This is a genomic window from Sphingobacterium sp. (genome assembly GCF_032065005.1).
In the GTDB taxonomy this organism is placed as follows: Bacteria; Bacteroidota; Bacteroidia; order Sphingobacteriales; family Sphingobacteriaceae; genus Sphingobacterium.
The window spans coordinates 487,694-508,908 of sequence record NZ_DAMBMM010000002.1 but is presented as its reverse complement, the minus strand read 5'-3'; the positions used below and the strand labels follow the sequence as shown (position 1 = coordinate 508,908).

Here is a 21,215-nt window from a genome sequence, read left to right as displayed (position 1 = left end):
AGCTCCAATGTAGGGGGATGAGCTTTTAGCGCGCAATCTATCTTCTGGCGATAGCATTAGGTTCTATCCAGGAGCTTCATTAGGGCGGACTGTAGTAGATCAAGATAACCGTAGGCTTTTGGGAAATTTGGCTGTAGGTCCAATAACTAGGTGTCCAGACCACTTTCTTAGGATAAGCAAGGTCTTTGTCCTGCGGAATGGCGAGCGGCACACCAAATTGTGCTCGCTTACCGATGTGGAAAATCTAGCGGAATCTGAACGGTGCTGGTTCAAGCGTCAGGTATTGTCCATTGGGACTATTTATAATGTTTCAAAATAACAAAAAGCAGAGCTATACGGCTGTCCCTCACTTTTTTTATTGACATAAATTGTTATTTTTGCTAGACTACTAATAGCGATAAACTAAAGATATGGAAGGATTAGCAGGGCAAAGTGCACCTATAGATTATATTCCTATATTAATCCAATTGGCTGTGGCCGTTGGCTTCGGTGTTACGACAATCATCGGTACCCATTTAATTGGTCCTAAAGTGCGCACAGAGAATAAGCTTAGTGCTTTTGAATCTGGAGTTGAGGTTGTCGGGAATGCAAGGCAGCCGTTTTCCATCAAATATTTCCTGGTAGCAATCTTGTTCGTCATCTTTGATATCGAGGTGATCTTTATGTATCCATGGGCAGTTAACTTCCGTGAATTTGGCGTTCAGGGGTTGATAGAGATGTTTGTTTTCATGGGACTATTGCTTTTAGGGTTTATTTATGTCATTAAGAAAAAGGCATTGGATTGGGACTAGCCTTGGGCCTATTCCTTGAAGATCACTTTAATAAACAGAGAGATGAGTAATATAACCTTATCAGATGCGCCTCCTGGTGTAGAGGGAGCAGGATTTTTTGCAACGACTTTGGATAAAGCCATAGGTTTGGCGAGAGCCAATTCCTTATGGCCATTGCCATTTGCGACATCCTGCTGTGGAATTGAGTTTATGGCAACGATGGGATCTACCTATGATTTAGCGAGGTTTGGTGCCGAGCGTCCGAGCTTTTCACCAAGACAGGCTGATATGTTGCTAGTGATGGGGACCATTGCAAAGAAGATGGCTCCGGTATTGAAGCAGGTTTATGTTCAGATGGCAGAGCCCCGTTGGGTGATTGCTGTTGGTGCATGTGCTTCTAGTGGAGGTATTTTCGATACCTATTCCGTGTTGCAGGGGATTGATGAGATCATTCCGGTGGATGTTTATGTTCCTGGCTGTCCTCCGCGTCCTGAGGCAATCTTAGATGGAGTACTAAGACTTCAAGATATTGTAAAGAACGAGTCTTTGAACCGAAGAAATACGCCTGAATATAAGGCTTTATTAGAAAAGTACGGAATCGCAACAGATAATGGATAAGTTGACTAATCAAATGGTTATTGATAAACTGAATGCAGAATTCGGGGAATCAGTAAACCATATAACAGAACCTAAAGGACTGCTAACAGTCGAAACCGATAAGGAAAATATCATAAAGCTGTTGACCAGCATCAAGGATGATGAGGCGATGCAGTTTATTTATTTGACTGATATTACTGCGGTCCACTATCCGGAACGTGAAAAGCCTTTCGCTGTTGTGTACCATGTCCATAGTTTAGTTCATAATGTCCGCATTCGGATCAAGGTTTTCCTTGAAAAGGAAAATCCAAGTATTCCAAGTGCCACCGTTCTTTGGAACGGTGCGAATTGGATGGAGCGTGAAACTTATGATTTCTTTGGGGTCAATTTTGAAGGACATCCGGATTTAAGGAGAATTCTTAATATGGATGATCTGGGAGTTTTCCCGATGCGCAAAGAATACCCGCTGGAAGATCCAAACCGTGTAGACAAAAAGGATTTTTATTTTGGACGTTAAGAGAGGATGTCATGAGTAAATCGATTTCAAGAATATCACATAATGCACCAGTCTTTGATGATAATGATCCTCAAGACGATTTGGTGACCCTAAATATTGGTCCTACCCACCCTGCAACGCATGGTGTTTTTCAGAATGTCGTGCAGATCGATGGTGAGCGTATCGTCAGTGGGGTTTCCACCATTGGATATATTCACCGTGCATTCGAAAAAATTGCAGAGCATAGACCTTTTTATCAGATTACCCCTTTAACAGACCGCTTGAACTACTGTTCATCACCAATCAATAATATGGGTTGGCATATGACCGTTGAGAAGCTTTTGGATATAGAGATACCAAAACGCGTTCAATATATGCGCGTGATAGTGATGGAATTGGCAAGGATTGCTGACCACATCATATGTAACGGTATTTTGGGGGTGGATACTGGTGCCTTTTCAGGATTCCTGTATGTGATGCAGGAACGTGAGTTCATCTATGAAATCTATGAAGAGATCTGCGGAGCCCGTTTGACGACCAATATTGGGCGTATCGGCGGTTTTGAGCGTGATTTCAACGACGTGGCATTTGAAAAGATCAGAGAATTCTTAAAGAGATTCCCGCCAGTTTTGAGGGAATTCCAAGAGTTGTTTGACAGAAACAGGATTTTTATCGAGCGTACCTCCAACGTAGCCGCGGTTACCCCAGAGGAAGCTTTAAGTTATAGCTGGTCAGGTCCTATCTTACGTGCAACAGGCGTGGATTATGATGTGAGAGCGCATTCACCGTACTGTTCATACGAGGAGTTTGATTTTGATATTCCAGTAGGGACAAACGGCGATGTTTACGACCGATTTATGGTCAGGAATGAGGAGATGTGGCAATCCCTTCGAATCATCGAGCAGGCCTTGGAGAAAATAGACAAAGAGCCGAAAGGTATTTTCCATGCGGATGTTCCTGATTTTTACCTGCCACCAAAAGAGCAAGTATATACAAGCATGGAGGCCTTGATCTATCACTTTAAGATCGTGATGGGGGAATGGGATGCTCCAAAGGCTGAGGTTTATCATTCCGTAGAGGGAGCAAATGGTGAATTAGGTTTCTATATGGTTCATGACGGCGGAAGAACTCCGTACCGTTTACATTTTAGAAGACCATCATTCATCAATTATCAGATGTTTGCTCCGATGAGTAGCGGAATGTTGATTTCAGATGCGATTATCAATATGAGTAGTTTAAACGTAATAGCTGGTGAATTAGATGCTTAGTGTTAAAGAAAATATGATTGTCGAGTTTTCGGCAGAGCTTTTGGGGAAATTCTCCGAAGTGGTAAGTCGTTATCCAGAAGGTAAGCAAAAATCAGCATTATTGCCTATCCTTCACCTCGTACAGGAGGAATATGGATGGTTAAGCGTGGATGCCATGGAGAAAGTGGCGGCCTTCTTAAGCATCCAACCTATTGAAGTGTTCGAGGTGGCGACATTCTATACCATGTATTTCCTACAGCCGCAAGGTAAATATGTCCTGGAGGTTTGCCGAACGGGGCCATGTTGCCTGGTTGGTGCAGAGAAGATCATGGCTCATATTGAAGAGAAATTAGGCGTAAAAGAAGGAGAAGTGACTGCCGATGGGATGTTCTCTTGGCGGGGCGTGGAGTGTTTGGCGGCATGTGGATTTGGCCCGGTCCTTCAGATCGGTCCGAGCTATACCTTCTATGAGAACCTGACAGCAGAGAGTGTCGATCAATTGATCGGCGATTTAAAGAATAAATCAAAAAGCGAGGCTTAGTAATATGGGACGTAAGTTATTATTAGAACATATCAATGTGCCAGGAATCAACACCTTCGCTGTTTATCGGGAGAATGGTGGTTACCGAGCTGTAGAGAAAGCCTTGAAGAGCATGTCTCCAGAGGACGTCGTAGAAGAGGTTAAGAAATCAGGTCTTCGTGGCCGTGGCGGGGCAGGTTTCCCTACAGGCATGAAATGGAGCTTTTTGGCGAAGCCAGAAGGTGTTCCGCGTTATTTGGTCTGCAATGGGGATGAGTCGGAGCCGGGAACATTCAAGGACCGTTACTTAATGACCTATATTCCGCATGCCTTAATAGAAGGAATGATCGTTTCCAGCTATGCATTAGGAGCTCATACATCATATATCTATATCCGTGGCGAGATGATGCCTCAAATCCGTATTATGGAGAAGGCCATCGAAGAAGCAAAAGCAGCTGGATTTTTAGGTAAGAATATTTTAGGGACAGGTTACGACCTAGAGATCTATGTACAACCAGGAGGGGGTGCCTATATCTGTGGTGAGGAAACTGCCCTGTTGGAGTCCCTTGAGGGGAAAAGAGGTAATCCTAGGATTAAACCTCCATTTCCAGCTGTTGCCGGTCTATATGGCTGTCCGACGGTAGTAAACAATGTGGAATCCATTGCAGCTACGGTGCCAATTGTCAACGACGGTGGTGAGGAGTATGCAAAAATTGGAATTGAAAGAAGTACGGGAACTAAATTGATTTCAGCATCAGGAAATATTGCAAAGCCTGGTGTTTATGAAATTGAGATGGGGCTTCCAGTAGAAGAGTTTATCTTCTCGGATGAATATTGTGGGGGTATGGCAAATGGAAAAAGATTGAAGGCCGTAGTAGCCGGAGGATCGTCCGTTCCTATCCTTCCTGCAAACCTGATCGTAAAAACCATGAAAGGTGAACGGCGCCTGATGACCTATGAGTCATTGGCAGATGGTGGCTTTGTCAGTGGTACCGCGATGGGTTCCGGAGGTTTTATTGTTTTTGATGAGGATCAATGTATTGTCAGGAATACCTATAACTATACACGTTTTTACCGTCATGAGAGCTGTGGACAATGTTCTCCATGTCGTGAAGGTACGGGCTGGATGGAAAAGATCCTGAACAAGATCGAGACGGGTCATGGCGATATGTCGGACATCGACCTATTGTGGCAAGTGCAACAAAAGATTGAGGGCAATACCATCTGTCCACTTGGTGATGCAGCAGCTTGGCCTGTTGCAGCGGCAATTCGTCACTTTAGGGATGAATTTGAGTGGCATATCCTTCATCCAGAAGAGGCCCAGAAGAGAAACTACGGTTTAGCACATTATGCAGATCCATTGGTTCCAGTAACGGAATAATTAGGGTCATTTTAACAAAAAGCAACAATGGCAGAAGAAGTTCAAAATTTTAAAGTAACGATAGACGGAATAACAATTGAAGTTGCTCCGGGTACTACGATATTAAATGCTGCTAGGCAGATTGGTGGGGAGATCGTTCCTCCGGCCATGTGCTATTATTCTAAGCTGGAAGGTACAGGTGGTAAATGCCGTACATGCTTGGTGAAAGTAAGCAAAGGATCAGAAAAGGATCCAAGACCAATGCCTAAATTGGTTGCATCATGCCGTACAACGGTCATGGACGGAATGGAGGTGCTGAACATTACCTCTCCAGATGTCGTGGATGCAAGAAAGGCGGTCGTGGAGATGTTATTGATCAACCACCCATTAGATTGCCCGGTCTGTGACCAGGCAGGCGAGTGTAAGCTCCAAGATTTGAGCTATGAGCATGGTGCTGAGAAGACCAGATATGAATTTGAGCGCAGGACATTTGAGCGAATTGATATTGGTGAAAAGATCCAGCTGCATATGAACCGATGCATTTTATGCTATCGCTGTGTATATGTCGCGAATCAATTGACAAATAAAAGGGAACATGGGATTCTGTTCCGTGGAGACCATGCGGAAATTTCAACCTATATCCACGAAGCCTTAGATCATGATTTCATTGGGAATGTGATCGATGTATGTCCAGTTGGAGCATTGACAGACAAGACATTCAGGTTTAAGAACAGGGTTTGGTTTACCAAGCCGGTGGATGCGCACCGCGATTGTCCTAAATGTTCGGGCAAGGTGACATTGTGGTACAAAGGACCCGATGTGATCCGTGTGACAGGAAGAAAGGATGAATATAATGAGGTTGATGAGTTTATCTGTGATACCTGTAGGTTTGAGACCAAACGTACAGATGAGTGGATCTTAGAGGAGCCGACCAAGATCAGCGATCAATCGGTTATTGCTTCCAACCACTACCATCAATTTGATCCTCCAAGTGTCATCAAGGACAATCCTGTATTGCAGGAAGCCAATGTGGAGCAGTTAGCAAGATCTGAAAAATTAAAATAGAAAATAGGGAAGATGGAAACGGCCTTTATTTTAGAGAAATTAATCTTAGTTGTCATCATATTCGTGGTTACCTTGGTCATTGCCATGTATTCCACGTTAGCTGAGCGTAAGATTGCGGGTTTTATGCAGGACCGCCACGGTCCGGATAGAGCGGGAGCATTTGGTATCTTACAGCCTTTATGTGATGGTGGTAAATTCTTTTTCAAAGAAGAAATCATTCCTGCGGGAGCACATAAAACCTTATTTATTTTAGGGCCAACCATAGCCATCATCACTGCCTGTATCAGTTCGGCGGTAATTCCTTGGGGGCAAACCTTGACCATTGGTGACAAAGCGATCAGCTTACAGGTTGCCGATGTAAATATCGGTGTACTTTACATCTTTGGGGTTATTGCTCTTGGTGTTTATGGGATCATGCTTGGTGGATGGGCATCGAACAACAAGTTCTCCTTAATGGGAGCGATTCGTGCGGCTTCACAAAGTATCAGTTATGAGATTGCCATGGGACTTTCCTTGATCGCTTTATTAATGGTGACCGGGACTTTATCCATTGGTGAAATCGTTGCACAACAATCAGGATTTGTAAACTGGAATATCTGGGTTCAGCCCTTGGGATTCCTGATCTTTATGACCTGTGCATTTGCAGAATGTAACCGTGTACCATTTGACTTGCCAGAATGTGAGACCGAATTGGTCGGTGGATACCATACGGAATATTCATCCATGAAATTGGGTCTTTATATGTTCTCTGAATACATCAATATGTTCGTGTCCTCTTCATTGATGGCAGCATTGTATTTCGGGGGCTATAATTTTCCATTTATGTATGATCTAGGTCTTTCAGAAAACTGGATTACCATCATTGGCGTATTGGTATTCTTTGCGAAGATATTTGGTTTCATCTTCTTCTTTATGTGGGTAAGATGGACCTTGCCACGTTTCAGATATGACCAGTTGATGAATTTAGGTTGGAAAATGTTGATTCCATTGGCCATTGCCAATATCGTTTTGACAGGAATCATTACCATTGTTAAAGATACTTACTTTTAATCGGGAGAGATATGCAGTCGTTATCAAATAGGAAAAAAGTATTAGAACAAAAGCCGATGAACTTTTGGGAGCGCATTTATTTGCCTGCTATCGCCAAAGGTTTATCGATTACCATAAGACACTTCTTCAAGAAGATCCCTACGATCAAGTATCCGGAGGAGATCAGGCCTTATTCCAAGAACTTTAGGGGACAGCATTCCTTAAAGCGTGATGAAGAGGGAAGGGAGCGTTGTACAGCTTGTGGCCTATGTGCCTTGTCTTGTCCTGCAGAAGCCATTACGATGACTGCTGGAGAGCGCAAGAAAGGGGAGGAGAACCTGTACAGGGAGGAGAAATATGCAGTTGTTTATGAAATCAACATGTTGCGTTGTATCTTTTGTGGTCTATGTGAAGAAGCGTGTCCGAAAGAGGCGATCTATCTAGACGGGAAACATGTTACTGCAGATTATTTACGTAAGGATTTCATTTACGGTAAAGACAAGTTGTTGGAACCAAAGTTTGATATCACCAAATTATCTCAAAATCAGCAAGCATAACCTATGACCATATTTTATTTTGTAGCGTTTCTATCGATATTCTTTGCGTTGATGACCATCTTCACGAAGAATCCTGTACATAGTGTACTCTACTTAGTTATTACGTTTTTCACCTTTACCGTGCATTACATTCTATTGAATGCGCAGTTTTTGGCCGTAGTTAATTTTATTGTTTACATGGGGGCGATCATGGTCTTATTCCTGTTTGTCCTGATGTTATTGAACCTGAACAAAGATTCCGAACCTATGAAATCCCATCTCGTAAAATTTATGGGAGCAATAGCTGGGATGTGCCTATTGGCAGTGTTCCTAGGTGCATTTAGGGTGCTGGAAACCAATAATGAGTTTGTAAAGAGCCATGAGGATATAGGTCTGGTAAAGAACTTGGGCAAGGTATTGTTCAAGGACTTTTTGTTACCTTTTGAACTGTCCTCTATATTATTGTTAACAGCCATGGTCGGAGCAGTCTTATTGGCAAAGAAAGAAACACGAGCGAAACAAAATGGGTAGTTTAATTGAAAATATGCAGGGTATTCCCCTGAATCATTATTTGATATTCTGTAGCATCATCTTCGTGATCGGTGTTATTGGGGTATTGATTCGCCGAAATGTCATTATTATCATGATGTCGATCGAGCTGATGCTTAATTCGGTGAATTTATTGTTGGCTGCGTTCTCAGCATACCGTGGGGACCCAAGCGGACAGGTTTTTGTGTTTTTTATTATGGCTTTGGCTGCGGCAGAGGTTGCGGTCGGACTAGCGATAATTATTATGGTTTATAGGAATACCAAATCAGTGGATATTGATTCCCTGAATAAACTGAGGTGGTAAAAATAGATAAGAATTTTAGAGAGAATTGTATATGAAAGAATTCATTTGGATGCTCCCCTTACTTCCTTTATTAGGGTTTCTAATGATTGGATTGCTGAGAAAAAGCACACCAAGACCATTGATTTCAATAATTGGATGTGGAACAATCCTCATTTCATTTTTACTTAGCTGTGGTATATTCAAGGAAGTTTATGATGCAAGGCAAGCTGGTGGTGATGGTGTTATTTTCCAAGAAGTATATAACTGGTTTACGGTAGGAAATTTTAGTTTCAATATAAGTTTTTTGGTTGACCCCTTGAGTTCAATCATGTTATTGATCATTACCGGAGTAGGATTTTTGATCCATCTATACTCTGTTGGCTATATGGCAAATGATGAAGGTTTTGGTAAATACTTTTCGTATTTGAACCTGTTTATCTTCTTTATGTTGCTATTGGTATTAGGATCCAATTACCTTGTCATGTTCATTGGCTGGGAAGGTGTTGGATTGTGTTCTTATTTATTGATCGGATTCTGGTTCAAGAACAGCAATTATGCAAAGGCAGCGAAAAAAGCTTTTGTCATGAACCGTATCGGTGATTTGGGATTCTTGATCGCCATGTTCTTTATCTTGGTCAACTTTGGATCGTTAGAGTTTCAGGCAGTATTCCCTGCAGCAGGTCAATTGGCCATGGGTGACTCGACCCTATTGATCATTACCTTATTGTTATTTGTAGCAGCCACAGGTAAATCTGCCCAGATTCCATTATTTACTTGGTTGCCAGATGCGATGGCTGGTCCGACACCGGTTTCGGCCTTGATCCATGCGGCAACGATGGTAACTGCGGGTATCTATATGATTGCTCGTTCAAATATCATGTTTACATTGTCCCCTGTTACCATGGAGATCATTGCGATCATCGGTGTAGCAACGGCTCTAGTAGCAGCATTTATTGCCATTACCCAAAATGATATCAAGAAGGTTTTGGCCTATTCAACGGTATCACAATTGGGATATATGTTTTTGGGACTAGGTGTTGGTGCCTTTACCGGAGCATTTTTCCATGTATTGACGCATGCCTTTTTCAAAGCTCTATTGTTCTTGGGTGCAGGTTCTGTAATCCATGCAATGAGCGAGGAACAAGATATGCGAAAAATGGGCGGTCTAAAGAAATACTTGCCTATCACGTATGCAACGATGTTGATCGGTACGATAGCTATTTCTGGGATTCCACCATTGTCGGGTTTCTTTTCAAAAGATGAAATCCTTGCTTATGCATTTCTGGCGAGTCCAATTTTTTGGGCATTAGGTTTTATTGGAGCTTTATGTACGGCGTTCTATATGTTCAGGTTGTTGTATCTGACGTTCTTCGGGGAATTCCGTGGAACAGAGAGCCAGAAACATCATCTACACGAATCGCCCAGCTCAATGACCATTCCACTGATCGTACTTGCCGTACTTTCGGTTTTAGGTGGATTGATCAATGTTCCAGAGGCACTGCACGGTGGAGCATGGTTGGCTAACTTCCTGAGTCCAGTATTTACACAAACCAACCAGGTTGTAGAGCCATTCCACTTATCGCATAGCACAGAGTTTATTTTAATGGGTGCATCCGCATTGGGTGCAATCATCATGGCTTTTGTTGCTTACAATAAGTACATCAAGAAATCAGATATTCCTCAGGCCGATGGTTCAGCAGAACAAGGCGGACTATATAATCTATCTTACCATAAAATGTACATTGATCAATTGTATGATACATTATTTGTTCGTCCGTTGAATGGACTGTCCAAATTCTTGCATAACGTTGTTGAGAAGTCAGGTATCGATGGTTTGGTCAATGGAATTGGTGAATTGTTTGTTTCTTCAGGGAAAGGCATTCGTCAAATCCAGAGTGGGAATGTTGGGTTTTATATATTTATGATGGTAATCGGAGTTATTGCTTTCATGCTTTATGGATTATTTACAATCTAGATCAGAATTTAGGAATCAATGGACAACCTTTTTATACTGCTAATTTTACCTGTAATAAGTGCTATTATTTTAGCCTTTATCAAGAACAGCTCTGCGAAATGGGCGGCATTGGTCTTGTCACTTATTCAATTAGGCTTAACAATTCCTTTCGTCTGTAATTTTGTGCCTGATGCGAGCATTCAGTTTTCGCAAAGCTGGAACTGGATTTCAAGCTTAGGGATTCAATTCCAGATCGGTTTGGATGGTATTAGCCTTCCTATGTTGATCTTAACCAACGGCTTGGTCCCTTTGATTATCTTGGCAAGTTTTGGCCATGAGCAAAAGGGTGGATTCTATGGTTTAGTATCCTTTATGCAAGCTGGATTGGTATTGGTGTTTATCTCCTTTGATGCTTTTTCATTCTATGTTGGGTGGGAAGCAGCTTTGATCCCGATCTACTTTATCTGTGCATTGTGGGGAGATGGAAACCGAATCAAAATAAACCTGAAATTTTTTGTTTATACCTTCTTCGGAAGTTTACTGATGTTAATTGCGATTATCTATTTATATCAGCAAACAGGAGGGAAGGATATGTCATGGGCGACCTTGACTAAACTGGATCTTACAGATGCGGCCCAACGTTGGGTTTTCTGGGCATTCTTTATTGCTTTTGCAATCAAGATCCCTTTATTCCCATTCCATTCATGGCAACCCGATACCTATACACATGCTTCCGTAACTGGAACCATGCTTTTGTCAGGTATCATGTTGAAGATGGGTCTGTTTGGTCTATTGCGCTGGTTATTGCCCTTGGCACCGGAAGCGGTTTCTAGATATGGCAATGTTGCCTTGATCATGGGAATCATCGGTGTCGTTTATGGAGCGATCATCGCATTCAAAATGAAAGATGCTAAACGCTTGATCGCTTACTCTTCCATTTCTCACGTAGGTCTAATCGCTGCAGGTATTTTCTCCTTGACACAGGAAGGAATGCAGGGTGCAATTCTACAAATGATCAACCACGGTATTTCAGTTGTCGGACTGTTCTTTGTTATCGATGTTATTCAGCGTAGGACAGGAACAAGGAATCTTGCTGATTTAGGCGGATTGGCAATGAGAATGCCTTTCCTAGCGGTGACTTTCTTGGTCATCATCATGGGGGCAATAGGATTGCCATTAACAAATGGATTCATTGGTGAGTTCTTGTTGTTGAAGGGCATCTTTGGTGCAACAGGCAACGGCGTTTGGTATGCTGTGATCGGTGGTACAACCTTGATTTTTGGAGCGGTCTATATGCTTCGTCTTTATCAAAAAACCATGTTAGGTCAGATCAACGATAACCATACTCAAGTAAAAGATATTGCTGGATATGAGGTGATCTTATTATCGATCATTGTCATTCTAGTTATTTTAATAGGTGTCCTTCCGAATGGTTTATTGCATCTTTCAGAGGCATCAGTTTCACAGTTATTACAACAAATTAAATAGTACAAGTTTAAAGATATATTATGGGTGCGATTATTACGCTTTCTTTGTTAGGTATTCTGCTTTTGTATTTAGGCTTGTACAAAGCTAAAAATGCATTACTGCCTGTTAGTATATTAGGCTTGTTGGTTGCCTTTGGATTTGAGGCCTATTATTGGAACGTCCAGGCTGAGCCTTTATATAGAGGAATGGTTATTTTTGATCATTTTTCTCTTTCTTTTTCGATGCTATGTATAGCATTGACCATTCTGATCCTGTTATTGTCGAAAGAGTACTTTAAGTCCATTTCCGATAATATCGCAGAATACTATTCCTTGATCTTATTCTCCCTAACCGGTGCTATTTTAGTTTGTTCATACCATAATTTTGCCATGCTGTTTATTGGCCTTGAGATTATGTCGGTGGCCTTGTATATCTTGGCTGGTATCAGAAGGACGGATAAGGCATCAAATGAAGCTTCCTTGAAGTATTTCTTGATGGGGGCTTTCTCTACGGGTTTCTTGTTGTTCGGTATAACCCTGTTATACGGATCGACTGGATCTTTTGATTTGGCTGTAATCAAACAATATATTATTGATAATCCAACGGGTATTTCTCCGATGTTCTATGGTGGTATCTTATTGTTGTTGGTTGGATTATGTTTCAAAGTTGGTGCGGCTCCATTCCATTTCTGGACTCCAGATGTTTACGATGGTGCACCGATCTTGATTACGATCTTTATGAGTACCGTAGTGAAGATCGCTTCATTCGCTGGTTTCCTTAAATTGTTTAGCACGGTATTGGTTCCTTTGAACGAATTCTGGACTCCGGTTCTATTGACCGTGGTGATCATTACCTTGTTTATAGGAAACGTGACTGCCTTGATGCAGACAAGTTATAAGCGCATGTTGGCATACTCCAGTATTTCACATGCTGGATATATGCTTTTTGCAATCCTTTCCATTGGGCCAAATTCGACCTCCGGTATCTTAACTTATTCAGCTGCCTATGGATTGGCCTCGATCATTTCTTTTGGAGCATTGATCTTGGTGAAACGCCAGGCTGGATCTGATAGTTTTGAATCCTTCAATGGTGTAGGAAAGAGAAATCCATGGTTAGCTTTCTGTATCACGATCTCTATGCTTTCATTGGCAGGTATTCCCTTGACAGCAGGTTTTATCGGTAAGTTCATGATGTTCTCTAACGTTATGAATGATTACCATAGCGTATTATTGGTATTGGCCGCAATCAATGCTTCTGTAGGTGTGTACTACTATTTGAGAGTGGTGGTTCATATGTACTTCATGAGCTCGAAGGAAGATGCAACCGTAAGCATGCCGATCAATTTCCAGATTGTATTTGTGCTTGCCGTAATCCTGACATTTGTATTGGGAGTTTATCCAGATGCATTGATTTGGTTTGCAAAATAGACATTGGAAAATAGGCATGAGACCTGTATAAAGGTTTTGGTTGTTTTATTGAAGATATAAAGAACAAAGGTCAGGATTGAAAATATCCTGACCTTTTGTTTTGAGGTGTAGTTGTTAAAATCTTTTTAGGCTTTGCTGTTCCAAAATTCATCCTGCCACGCCATTTCGCTTATTGGATGATCATGCTTTAAGTTGATATGTTCCATTTGTTCATCCGTTGCTATACTTTGGATCAATGGAAAGAGCTGCCTTTCTTCCATTCTGATATGCGATTCTAGTTTTTCTTCGATTCGGTTTAACGATTTGACCGTATGAGGTTCATTCAATATCAATCTTTTGATTGCCCTATGCTCAGAAATGGCATCGGTTGCATGTTTGTTTTCAGAACCTAGGATAGGGAAGACATATTCTTCTTCAATATCGAAATGGTGGGAGATCTGTTGATGCCAAGCATTGATCAAATAATTTCCAATTCGCTCAGGAGCGATATTTAGTTCCAAGCCGCGTCGTATTTTCCAACATATCAATAGCGAGAAATGATGTTCTTTACTAAGAGGTCTTAATGCTGGATGTCTTTTCAAAGATTTAGTTTCCATAGTTCCAGTTTTAATGGTTATTCTGTAGGAATTAAGGCATCCAGATAAACCGGGTGCCTTTTACAAGATGAACTCTTGGCTACAGATTAATTAATTTAATGACAGGGAAGCGGGTCCAAATTCTTCAAAATGGATTGCTTCAGTGTCAACTCCTGCATCTTTCAGGAATTCGTAATGTTTGCGGATAAATCCTGCAGGGCCACATAAATAGTAATTGGCACCATTTAGCAAGACCTTGTCCTGAATATCTTCGAGATTGACAACGCCTGATGTTGCATCTGCGGTTTCTTTTTCTAATTGTTCATAGAACAAATGATTCTGTAAGGCTGGGTTGATAGCAGAAAGCTCCTGTAATCTGTCTTTAAAAGCATGAACCTGCTCATTTCTACAACCATGAACCCATACAATAGGTTGGTTACTGTTCTTGTTCAGGATCAATTCCTCTAGCATTGCCAATAGGGGAGTCTGTCCGATCCCACCACTGATAAATACCTGTGGTTTGTTGGTTTCCTTTTGGTTCAAGACAAAATTCCCCGATGGAGAACTAAGTTCGATCTTATCACCTACTTGGATATGGTCGTGTAGTCTATTGCTGATCATTCCATCAGGGTGTTGACTTCCTTTTTCCTTCTTAACAGAGATACGGTAAAACTTGCCATTCGATGAACTTGAAATACTGTATTGACGCGGTTGGATTAGGTTTAATTCAGGTAAGAATAACCTAACACTGATGTACTGGCCAGGTAAATGGGCAGCGATATCTCCTTGATCGGTTGGATACAGGTAAAATGAGGTAATCTCTTCGGATTCCATTACTTTATCTCGGACCTCAAATGGCCTCCAACCAGTCCAGCCTCCTGGTCTATTTACTTTTGTTTTATAAAGAGCGTTTTCATGACCGCTCATGATATCTGCCAATTGGTTGTAAGCAATGGTCCATGCTGCTAACAGTTCGTCCGTAGCTGCATCGCCAAGAACTTCTTTAATGGAAGAGATCAGATGGTTTCCTACGATCTGATAATGTTCAGGGCGGATGTCCAAACTGGTATGTTTATGGCCAATATGGTCAACCACGCCTAAAAGAACCGACGGATTTTCAATATTTTCGGCATAAGCTAGGACTGCCATAGCCAAGGCCGTTTGTTGTTTCCCTGATTGTTGGTTTCCCATGTTGAAGACATGTTTAAGTTCAGGGTTGTGCTGAAACATGCGGTCGTAGAAATAGCTTGTTAATAATACTCCGTTTTCTCTCAAGACTGGTACTGTCGCTTTAATTAATGCTATTTGATTCTCTGTCATTACGTTGATTGTTTTCTAGTTTTCAGTTTAAATGGAATTAATTTAAACAAAGATAAAAAGAATAAAAGAGGTTTTTATCCTTTATTATGTTTTTGACATAAGGATGTTGCAAAGGTCGGAGGATAAAGAATAGGGTTTATTGTCAATTTTTATCCCTAATTTTGAAGAATGGGTATGTTTTCAAAGTCAGCGGAGTATGCCATTCGAGCCGTCTTTTATATTGCTAAGTCCACGCACCTAGGCAAAAAAGTTGGTATAAAAGAGATTGCCAGCAATATCCAATCACCTGAGCCCTTTTTGGGGAAAATCCTTCAGGAGTTGAGTAAAGGTGGTATTGTGAAATCTGTAAAAGGTCCGAACGGCGGATTTTATCTGACGGAAGTAGAGATGAATAAGAAACTATCGGAGGTGGTGAAAGCAATAGATGGGGATGATATTTTTATTGGTTGCGGAATGGGTTTGCCACAATGTTCTGAAGAACATCCATGTCCTTTGCATAATGAATTTAAGGCCATTCGGTCGGAACTGACTAGGATGCTTAACAGCATTACTCTGGGTCAGTTTAATGATGAGCTCATTTTGGGGAGCTTAAAACTTAACCGCGTAGATAAGATTTAATATTAAATTCAAAGGTCACAACATATTTTGACTCCTTTTTTCGTTTAATAATTTGAACTTTCACAACAAATTGTATCTTTATAAAGTTCAGGTTTTATTATGAGAAGTGTCCCTTTCTTCTATTTTTTGTGCGCATTTGTATTAGTTTTTTGCTTAACGGTTAACCTTTCGTTGGCCCAATCTGTTATTTCCGGAAAAGTATTGGATAAGGATAATAAGCAGGCAATTGCAGGTGCGACCATACTGGACCTAACTACCAAAAAAGCCACATCAGCAGATAATAATGGGAACTTCAGTTTGAGTTTGGAGTCTAGATCCAAACAGATTGAAATCCGTGCGATGGGCTTCAAGACCTTGATTGCCAATATTCCTGATTCACTTTCTAATCTCGTTTTTGAATTGGTTCATGATGCCAATAAAATTGAGGCGGTTTCTATCAGCCATAAGTCTAAATATAGGAACAGGAACAATAAGGCTGTTGAACTGATAGACCTGGTCATTCGACATAAGCGTCAAAATAGGTTGTCGGGAAAGGATAGTTTAGAGTTTGATCAGTATGATAAGCTTAAATTCGGTTTCGTAGATCCAAAGGTCTCCAATAAGCAGGGAATGTTGGGTTTGAACTTTTTGTTCAGGAATATCGATAGTACCAGTTATGAAGGGAAAAAGCTGCTTTCTCTGTATTTAGAAGAGAGTAATGCCAAAGTTTATGGAAAAAAGGACCCATCGAGGTTTAAAAAGATAATTACCTCTCACCGAAAGACTGAATTTGACCAACGCTATATCAACAATCCTAATATCCAGGAGTTCCTGAACTATATGTTCCAGCAGGTCGATGTTTATGATGAAAGTATCTATATCCTGAACAAACAGTTCTTGAGTCCCATTGCAGACAACGGAAAGTTGTTTTATAAGTATTACATCACGGATACCATCTTCAATGATGAAGGGTATTTTATCCAATTGAAGTTTGAACCAAGGAATAAAACGGATCTTTTGTTCAATGGTATACTACAGGTCAGTATGGATGGGACCTATGCTGTTAAGAAAGCAAACCTTAAGATCAATGAGGAAACCAATCTAAACTGGGTAAAGGAGGGTGAAATTGCTTTTCATTATCAAAAGGACCAATCTGGGGTGATGCTGATGGACAGCACAAGGACTTTTCTGGCTTTTGGTATCCGAAAAGGTGAGACGATCTTTGCTGATCGGGTTACTATCAACAACAATTATCATTTAGGAACGAAATTCCCGAATGATGTCTTTTCAGGACCACCGACGGAAATCTTGCCTCAGGCAAAAATTACCATTCCAAACAGGCCCATTGCTTTGAATAATGCGGAACAGAATACTTACCGGAATATTGAAACCCTAAACCAGAAGAAAAGCTTTAAAACGATATTGGCCGTAGGTTATCTTTTGTCCCAAGGGTTTTATAATCTGGGGATGTTTGAAATCGGTCCATTGGAATATCTTTACAGTCAAAACAATATCGAAGGCAACCGATTCAGGATAGGGGGGAGAAGTACGCAAGCCCTGACGGACAAGGCCTATTTTGAAGGTTATGTGGCCTATGGACTGGACGATACCCGATTGAAATATTTTTTAAGATCCGCAGTTTCTTTAAACGGAAGTTCTGTGGTAACTTTTCCTGCCCATTATTTAGAAGGATCGATCCAGAATGATATCATGGAGCCTGGTCAACAGATAGGTTTCTTAAAAGGCGATAGTTTCTTCAGGTCAATCCGGAGGAATAGACCTACAAAATGGTTTGATACGAGAGCTTATCAACTGCAGCATGTAATTGAGTTTGGCAACCACTTTAGTGTCACAACAGGCCTAACTCATAGAAATCAAAATACGGTCGGCGACTTACGCTTGATTAATTCTGGAAATCCAGACTTATTGTTGACCCATATCCAAAGCAATGAGGCACATGTGGATTTGCGATGGGCGCCTTTTGAGAAGTTCTATTATCGAAACTTAAATAGGAAGACCATTATTGAAAAACATCCAGTCTTCAATCTGACCTATACCCATAGTTTGGACGGCTTCTGGAATACGACCTATGCCTATGATAAGCTGACTGCTGCTGCATCCAAGCGTTTCTTCTTGAACCAACTTGGTTTTGCAGATCTAAGGTTATTCGGTGGTAAAATTTGGGGAACACTTCCATATACCATGTTGGAATTGCCAAATGTTAAACAGCGCGAGGACCGTCATGAAATTGATTTTGATATGATGAACCCGATGGAGTTTGTGGCTGATAAGTATGTAAAGGTTGGAGTCTATCATCAGTTGCAAGGTTTCCTGTTGAACAAGATTCCTTTGATCAAGAAGTTGAATTTGCGTGAGGTCTGGGGAGTTCAGATGTTCTATGGCAAGCTAAGTGACCGAAATAACCCGTATATTAGTAATAATGTGGTTGAATTCGACCAAAATAAGGAAGGTGAGATATTGACGAATGTTCCTAACGGTCAACCTTATTGGGAAGGTACGGTGGGCATTGACAATATCCTAAATGTGTTGAAGGTTGAATATGTGAGGAGATTGACCTACAATGGCCTTCCAAACGTCAGGAATGAACGCGTAAGATTTTCCATCAACATTAATTTCTAATATGAGCTATCAAAATATTACCCTCGAAATCAAGAACAGGACAGCATTAATTACCATTAATCGCGAAAGCAAATTAAATGCTCTGAATCGAGATACGATTGCTGAATTAAAGGATGCAGTAAATCAGGCTGAAACTGATGAATCCGTTAAGGGACTGATCTTAACCGGTGCTGGACAAAAGGCCTTTGTTGCTGGAGCGGATATTCAGGAATTTCTGGGCAAAAGCAAAGAGGAAGCACAAGCTATGTCGCAATTCGGGCATGAGCTGATGAATAAAATAGCGAATCTGTCAAAGCCAGTTATTGCTGCAATCAATGGTTTTGCTTTGGGTGGGGGATTGGAACTGGCATTATGCTGCCACATTCGGATCGCTGCGGCTTCTGCAAAAATGGGACTTCCCGAAGTTTCTTTGGGATTGATCCCTGGTTATGGAGGTACTCAGCGCCTAACCGACCTGGTTGGAAAAGGAAAGGCATTGGAAATGATCCTAACTGGTGATATGGTAGATGCCCAGGATGCCTATCAATGGGGAGTGGTTAATAAGGTTGTGGAACTATATGAGTTGGAAGAAACTGCCCAAAACATCTTGAATAAGATATATTCCCGATCTGCTTCTGCTGTTTCTGCGGCCATCTTAGCTGTAAACGCTAGCCTCGACAGAAATGTTGATGGATACGGGCTAGAGATCCGAACCTTTGCTGAATGTTTCGTTTCCGGGGATCTCGGTGAAGGTCTGAGCGCATTCACTGAAAAGAGGAAACCAAGGTTCTGAGCGTTCTGCGCGGGGAAATCTCACTCGGTACAGTACACTGCCCTTAAAGCGGCGTAAAAGGAAGCTAGGGTCGGTCCAGGACTACGGTCCGGAGAAGAATGTCGGAATGGAATAATCCTCCAGGTCATCCTTTTGGGGGAAACAAAAATTTATAATGATAGTGACATTAATAACCAATTAGAAGAATGAAATGGCAAGTATTATAAACTATCTCCTGACGTTGTCGGAAAATGCCTATCTGATGATTTTTTCCTTCGATCCCATTAAAGGGAACATAAGGTATATGAACCATTCATTTAGATTTTTTATGGGCCTTGAAAAGGTTCCCCACAATCTTTCGGATATCCTTGAACATGTCCACCAAGAAGATAGGGAATCTCTGTCAAGGGAACTCAAGGGCTTACGGGTGAAGCCCATAGAAAAAAGAGGGGTTAGGTTTAGGGTCGCCGGAAATGTAAGGCACTTGAGACTTACCATATATCCGATGGATACTTCGGGATGTCAAGAGTGTGTTGGGTTCGCCGAAGACTTCACTGAAGAGGTTGAGTTTCAGCAGAACATACTCAGCCACAATGCAAAGAAAAATGCTATTCTCAATATATTGAGCCATGATATAGCAGGGTCTTTCGCCACTCTTAGGAACCTTACTGATTTAGCCATAGGGAATTTAGAGAACGGAGACCCAAACGTCCTGGAAAACGCATTGTCCGCAATAAAAGACATCTGTATGAGCAACATGTCGCTGATCAGGAGCTTCCTTAAGAAGGAATTTATCACCTCTTTGTCGGTTCCCCTTAATATGGCGAAGGTGGATCTAGTGACCGTGATACGTAACTTCCTGGACCTGTTTGCCAAAATGGAACCCCAACATGGGGTGTTTTTTGAATTCAGAACAGATTTTCCCATTATCATCATGGACATAGATGAAGATAAACTTATTCAGGTATTGAACAACCTTATTTCCAATTCTCTCAAGTTTACCCCTTCTGAAGGTACGGTAACGGTATCGCTAACTGATTTTGGAGAAAAAGTGGGTATATCCGTCAGGGATACCGGGATAGGTATACCCGATGTTATGAAATCCCAGTTGTTCAACAAGTTCAATGACCAAAAGAGGACCGGTTTGAACGGTGAAAGGGCGAATGGAATGGGCTTATGGGTAGTAAAGACAGTTGTAGAGTGGATGGGGGGGAGCGTTAATTTTGAAAGCCGTGAAAATGAAGGAACAGAATTTTCCCTAGAGTTCCCCAAAGCATTTCACAAACATAGCCTCCCATCTCTATGATTTCAAATATGTGCATAACCCTTACGGTTGCTGCGCAACAAACATGGGATAAGGAATTCTTGGGGATGACGACTTCGATAGGTGCAAACATATAGTTTACAACTATACCTCCAAAGGGATATATCGGTCATTCGTTCTCTTGAAGTAAGGTAACCTGGAATAGTGCATTTAACAAACAATTCAACCGATGTTCAAAATAAATAACCAATATAACCGCATTCTGCTAAACCAGTTATTTAATCTTTTCTGGACGTTTCTAAGCTTTATGCCCATATGCTGGTTGTGGCACAAGGTCGGGGCAGGAGAGCCCTTTCTGTATATTTCAATTGCTATAGCTTTGATTTTTGCCATTGCCCCGCAAAGGGTACTGCAAAAGGCCCTTGTAAGCGATGATCATAAGTTCTATGAAAGGTACGGTGTGAGATTTATTAGGAAATTTGTCCAGGACGGGGATATCGTCACTTCCTTGACGAAAAAAAATCAACCTGTACGCAACAGAGGTAAGGCCCATGCGAAAAAGTACCTGAGGACAATAGAAATGTATGAACGGTACCATTGGACCTGCATGGTTTTCTTCCTTCTTTCTGCAATCATTGGCCTTCTTTATGGATATTATCTATTAGGGGTTTCCATTTTAGCGGTAAATATCCCATATAATGCATTCCCAATCTTTTTACAACAGTACAATAAGGTCCGGATAAAGAAAATAACGGATGCTTAGGATAC

At 41.4% G+C, this 21,215-nt stretch carries 21 protein-coding genes; 19 read left to right on the top strand and 2 right to left on the bottom strand.

Features of this window, described 5'->3' with window-relative positions:
* Window positions 1-410: 410 nt before the first annotated feature.
* Genes RT138_RS04935 through RT138_RS04870 form a run of 14 tightly spaced genes read left to right on the top strand, consistent with a single transcriptional unit; the run spans window position 411 to window position 13,300 of the window.
* The gene (locus tag RT138_RS04935; protein WP_093099584.1) at window positions 411-791 is read left to right on the top strand and encodes an NADH-quinone oxidoreductase subunit A; all 381 of its coding nucleotides are present in this window, start codon (window positions 411-413) and stop codon (window positions 789-791) included.
* 42 nt (window positions 792-833) lie between these two features.
* Window positions 834-1,388 carry an NADH-quinone oxidoreductase subunit B gene (locus RT138_RS04930; protein WP_093099582.1) on the top strand — a complete coding sequence of 185 codons (555 nt, stop codon included), beginning with the start codon at window positions 834-836 and terminating at the stop codon, window positions 1,386-1,388.
* Window positions 1,381-1,884: an NADH-quinone oxidoreductase subunit C gene (locus RT138_RS04925; RefSeq protein ID WP_093099580.1), complete on the top strand. Its 504-nt coding sequence runs from the start codon at window positions 1,381-1,383 to the stop codon at window positions 1,882-1,884. Before RT138_RS04930 ends, RT138_RS04925 begins: the two co-directional genes overlap by 8 nt.
* A gap of 11 nt (window positions 1,885-1,895) precedes the next feature.
* Entirely contained in the window at window positions 1,896-3,131 is a 1,236-nt protein-coding gene (locus tag RT138_RS04920) for an NADH-quinone oxidoreductase subunit D (protein ID WP_175486330.1), read from the top strand.
* Window positions 3,124-3,651 (top strand): NAD(P)H-dependent oxidoreductase subunit E, encoded by a 528-nt coding sequence (locus RT138_RS04915; protein ID WP_313189809.1) that lies wholly within the window; start codon window positions 3,124-3,126, stop codon window positions 3,649-3,651. Before RT138_RS04920 ends, RT138_RS04915 begins: the two co-directional genes overlap by 8 nt.
* 4 nt (window positions 3,652-3,655) lie before the next feature.
* The gene (gene nuoF, locus RT138_RS04910; RefSeq protein ID WP_313189808.1) at window positions 3,656-5,011 is read left to right on the top strand and encodes an NADH-quinone oxidoreductase subunit NuoF; all 1,356 of its coding nucleotides are present in this window, start codon (window positions 3,656-3,658) and stop codon (window positions 5,009-5,011) included.
* Window positions 5,012-5,038: 27 nt separating this feature from the next.
* On the top strand, window positions 5,039-6,055 hold the full coding sequence (locus RT138_RS04905) for a 2Fe-2S iron-sulfur cluster-binding protein (RefSeq protein ID WP_313189807.1): 1,017 nt from the start codon (window positions 5,039-5,041) through the stop codon (window positions 6,053-6,055).
* Between the two features lie 12 nt (window positions 6,056-6,067).
* The gene (nuoH, locus tag RT138_RS04900) at window positions 6,068-7,105 is read left to right on the top strand and encodes an NADH-quinone oxidoreductase subunit NuoH (protein ID WP_093099573.1); all 1,038 of its coding nucleotides are present in this window, start codon (window positions 6,068-6,070) and stop codon (window positions 7,103-7,105) included.
* Window positions 7,106-7,116: 11 nt separating this feature from the next.
* Entirely contained in the window at window positions 7,117-7,641 is a 525-nt protein-coding gene (locus tag RT138_RS04895; protein WP_313189806.1) for an NADH-quinone oxidoreductase subunit I, read from the top strand.
* 3 nt (window positions 7,642-7,644) lie between these two features.
* Complete coding sequence (locus tag RT138_RS04890; RefSeq protein ID WP_254528677.1) at window positions 7,645-8,151, top strand: NADH-quinone oxidoreductase subunit J; 507 nt, start codon at window positions 7,645-7,647, stop codon at window positions 8,149-8,151.
* Entirely contained in the window at window positions 8,144-8,473 is a 330-nt protein-coding gene (gene nuoK / locus RT138_RS04885) for an NADH-quinone oxidoreductase subunit NuoK (RefSeq protein WP_185218458.1), read from the top strand. Before RT138_RS04890 ends, nuoK begins: the two co-directional genes overlap by 8 nt.
* Before the next feature lie 31 nt (window positions 8,474-8,504).
* Window positions 8,505-10,427: an NADH-quinone oxidoreductase subunit L gene (gene nuoL / locus RT138_RS04880; protein WP_313189805.1), complete on the top strand. Its 1,923-nt coding sequence runs from the start codon at window positions 8,505-8,507 to the stop codon at window positions 10,425-10,427.
* Between the two features lie 18 nt (window positions 10,428-10,445).
* Complete coding sequence (locus RT138_RS04875) at window positions 10,446-11,894, top strand: NADH-quinone oxidoreductase subunit M (protein WP_313189804.1); 1,449 nt, start codon at window positions 10,446-10,448, stop codon at window positions 11,892-11,894.
* A 20-nt stretch (window positions 11,895-11,914) separates the two neighbouring features.
* Window positions 11,915-13,300 carry an NADH-quinone oxidoreductase subunit N gene (locus tag RT138_RS04870; protein WP_313189803.1) on the top strand — a complete coding sequence of 462 codons (1,386 nt, stop codon included), beginning with the start codon at window positions 11,915-11,917 and terminating at the stop codon, window positions 13,298-13,300.
* A gap of 125 nt (window positions 13,301-13,425) precedes the next feature.
* Here the strand turns inward: RT138_RS04870 and RT138_RS04865 are convergent, their stop codons facing one another.
* Both RT138_RS04865 and hmpA read right to left on the bottom strand, forming a co-directional pair.
* A complete protein-coding gene (locus tag RT138_RS04865; protein ID WP_313189802.1) occupies window positions 13,426-13,896 on the bottom strand; it encodes a hemerythrin domain-containing protein in 471 nt (156 codons plus the stop codon).
* 90 nt (window positions 13,897-13,986) lie between these two features.
* A complete protein-coding gene (gene hmpA, locus RT138_RS04860) occupies window positions 13,987-15,195 on the bottom strand; it encodes an NO-inducible flavohemoprotein (protein WP_313189801.1) in 1,209 nt (402 codons plus the stop codon).
* A gap of 168 nt (window positions 15,196-15,363) precedes the next feature.
* Here hmpA and RT138_RS04855 point away from each other — a divergent pair, with 168 nt between their 5' ends.
* The 5 genes from RT138_RS04855 (at window position 15,364) to RT138_RS04835 (ending at window position 21,210) form a co-directional block, all read left to right on the top strand.
* Window positions 15,364-15,813 (top strand): Rrf2 family transcriptional regulator, encoded by a 450-nt coding sequence (locus tag RT138_RS04855; protein WP_313189800.1) that lies wholly within the window; start codon window positions 15,364-15,366, stop codon window positions 15,811-15,813.
* Window positions 15,814-15,984: 171 nt separating this feature from the next.
* On the top strand, window positions 15,985-18,432 hold the full coding sequence (locus tag RT138_RS04850) for a DUF5686 family protein (RefSeq protein ID WP_313189799.1): 2,448 nt from the start codon (window positions 15,985-15,987) through the stop codon (window positions 18,430-18,432).
* A 1-nt stretch (window position 18,433) separates the two neighbouring features.
* Window positions 18,434-19,204 carry an enoyl-CoA hydratase-related protein gene (locus tag RT138_RS04845; protein ID WP_313189798.1) on the top strand — a complete coding sequence of 257 codons (771 nt, stop codon included), beginning with the start codon at window positions 18,434-18,436 and terminating at the stop codon, window positions 19,202-19,204.
* Window positions 19,205-19,394: 190 nt separating this feature from the next.
* The gene (locus RT138_RS04840; RefSeq protein WP_313189797.1) at window positions 19,395-20,489 is read left to right on the top strand and encodes a PAS domain-containing sensor histidine kinase; all 1,095 of its coding nucleotides are present in this window, start codon (window positions 19,395-19,397) and stop codon (window positions 20,487-20,489) included.
* A 187-nt stretch (window positions 20,490-20,676) separates the two neighbouring features.
* A complete protein-coding gene (locus tag RT138_RS04835) occupies window positions 20,677-21,210 on the top strand; it encodes a hypothetical protein (protein ID WP_313189796.1) in 534 nt (177 codons plus the stop codon).
* The last annotated feature ends 5 nt before the right edge of the window (window positions 21,211-21,215 follow it).

Excerpts from the sequence above, each read along its gene's own strand:
- RT138_RS04835 (WP_313189796.1), top strand. The coding sequence starts at position 20,677 with ATGTTCAAAATAAATAACCAATATAACCGCATTCTGCTAAACCAGTTA.
- RT138_RS04920 (WP_175486330.1), top strand. The coding sequence starts at position 1,896 with ATGAGTAAATCGATTTCAAGAATATCACATAATGCACCAGTCTTTGAT.
- nuoF (WP_313189808.1), top strand. The coding sequence starts at position 3,656 with ATGGGACGTAAGTTATTATTAGAACATATCAATGTGCCAGGAATCAAC.
- nuoH (WP_093099573.1), top strand. The coding sequence starts at position 6,068 with ATGGAAACGGCCTTTATTTTAGAGAAATTAATCTTAGTTGTCATCATA.
- RT138_RS04870 (WP_313189803.1), top strand. The coding sequence starts at position 11,915 with ATGGGTGCGATTATTACGCTTTCTTTGTTAGGTATTCTGCTTTTGTAT.
- RT138_RS04855 (WP_313189800.1), top strand. The coding sequence starts at position 15,364 with ATGGGTATGTTTTCAAAGTCAGCGGAGTATGCCATTCGAGCCGTCTTT.
- RT138_RS04890 (WP_254528677.1), top strand. The coding sequence starts at position 7,645 with ATGACCATATTTTATTTTGTAGCGTTTCTATCGATATTCTTTGCGTTG.
- nuoL (WP_313189805.1), top strand. The coding sequence starts at position 8,505 with ATGAAAGAATTCATTTGGATGCTCCCCTTACTTCCTTTATTAGGGTTT.
- RT138_RS04845 (WP_313189798.1), top strand. The coding sequence starts at position 18,434 with ATGAGCTATCAAAATATTACCCTCGAAATCAAGAACAGGACAGCATTA.
- RT138_RS04905 (WP_313189807.1), top strand. The coding sequence starts at position 5,039 with ATGGCAGAAGAAGTTCAAAATTTTAAAGTAACGATAGACGGAATAACA.
- RT138_RS04875 (WP_313189804.1), top strand. The coding sequence starts at position 10,446 with ATGGACAACCTTTTTATACTGCTAATTTTACCTGTAATAAGTGCTATT.
- RT138_RS04915 (WP_313189809.1), top strand. The coding sequence starts at position 3,124 with ATGCTTAGTGTTAAAGAAAATATGATTGTCGAGTTTTCGGCAGAGCTT.
- RT138_RS04925 (WP_093099580.1), top strand. The coding sequence starts at position 1,381 with ATGGATAAGTTGACTAATCAAATGGTTATTGATAAACTGAATGCAGAA.
- RT138_RS04865 (WP_313189802.1), bottom strand. The coding sequence starts at position 13,896 with ATGGAAACTAAATCTTTGAAAAGACATCCAGCATTAAGACCTCTTAGT.
- nuoK (WP_185218458.1), top strand. The coding sequence starts at position 8,144 with ATGGGTAGTTTAATTGAAAATATGCAGGGTATTCCCCTGAATCATTAT.
- RT138_RS04935 (WP_093099584.1), top strand. The coding sequence starts at position 411 with ATGGAAGGATTAGCAGGGCAAAGTGCACCTATAGATTATATTCCTATA.
- hmpA (WP_313189801.1), bottom strand. The coding sequence starts at position 15,195 with ATGACAGAGAATCAAATAGCATTAATTAAAGCGACAGTACCAGTCTTG.
- RT138_RS04840 (WP_313189797.1), top strand. The coding sequence starts at position 19,395 with ATGGCAAGTATTATAAACTATCTCCTGACGTTGTCGGAAAATGCCTAT.
- RT138_RS04895 (WP_313189806.1), top strand. The coding sequence starts at position 7,117 with ATGCAGTCGTTATCAAATAGGAAAAAAGTATTAGAACAAAAGCCGATG.
- RT138_RS04930 (WP_093099582.1), top strand. The coding sequence starts at position 834 with ATGAGTAATATAACCTTATCAGATGCGCCTCCTGGTGTAGAGGGAGCA.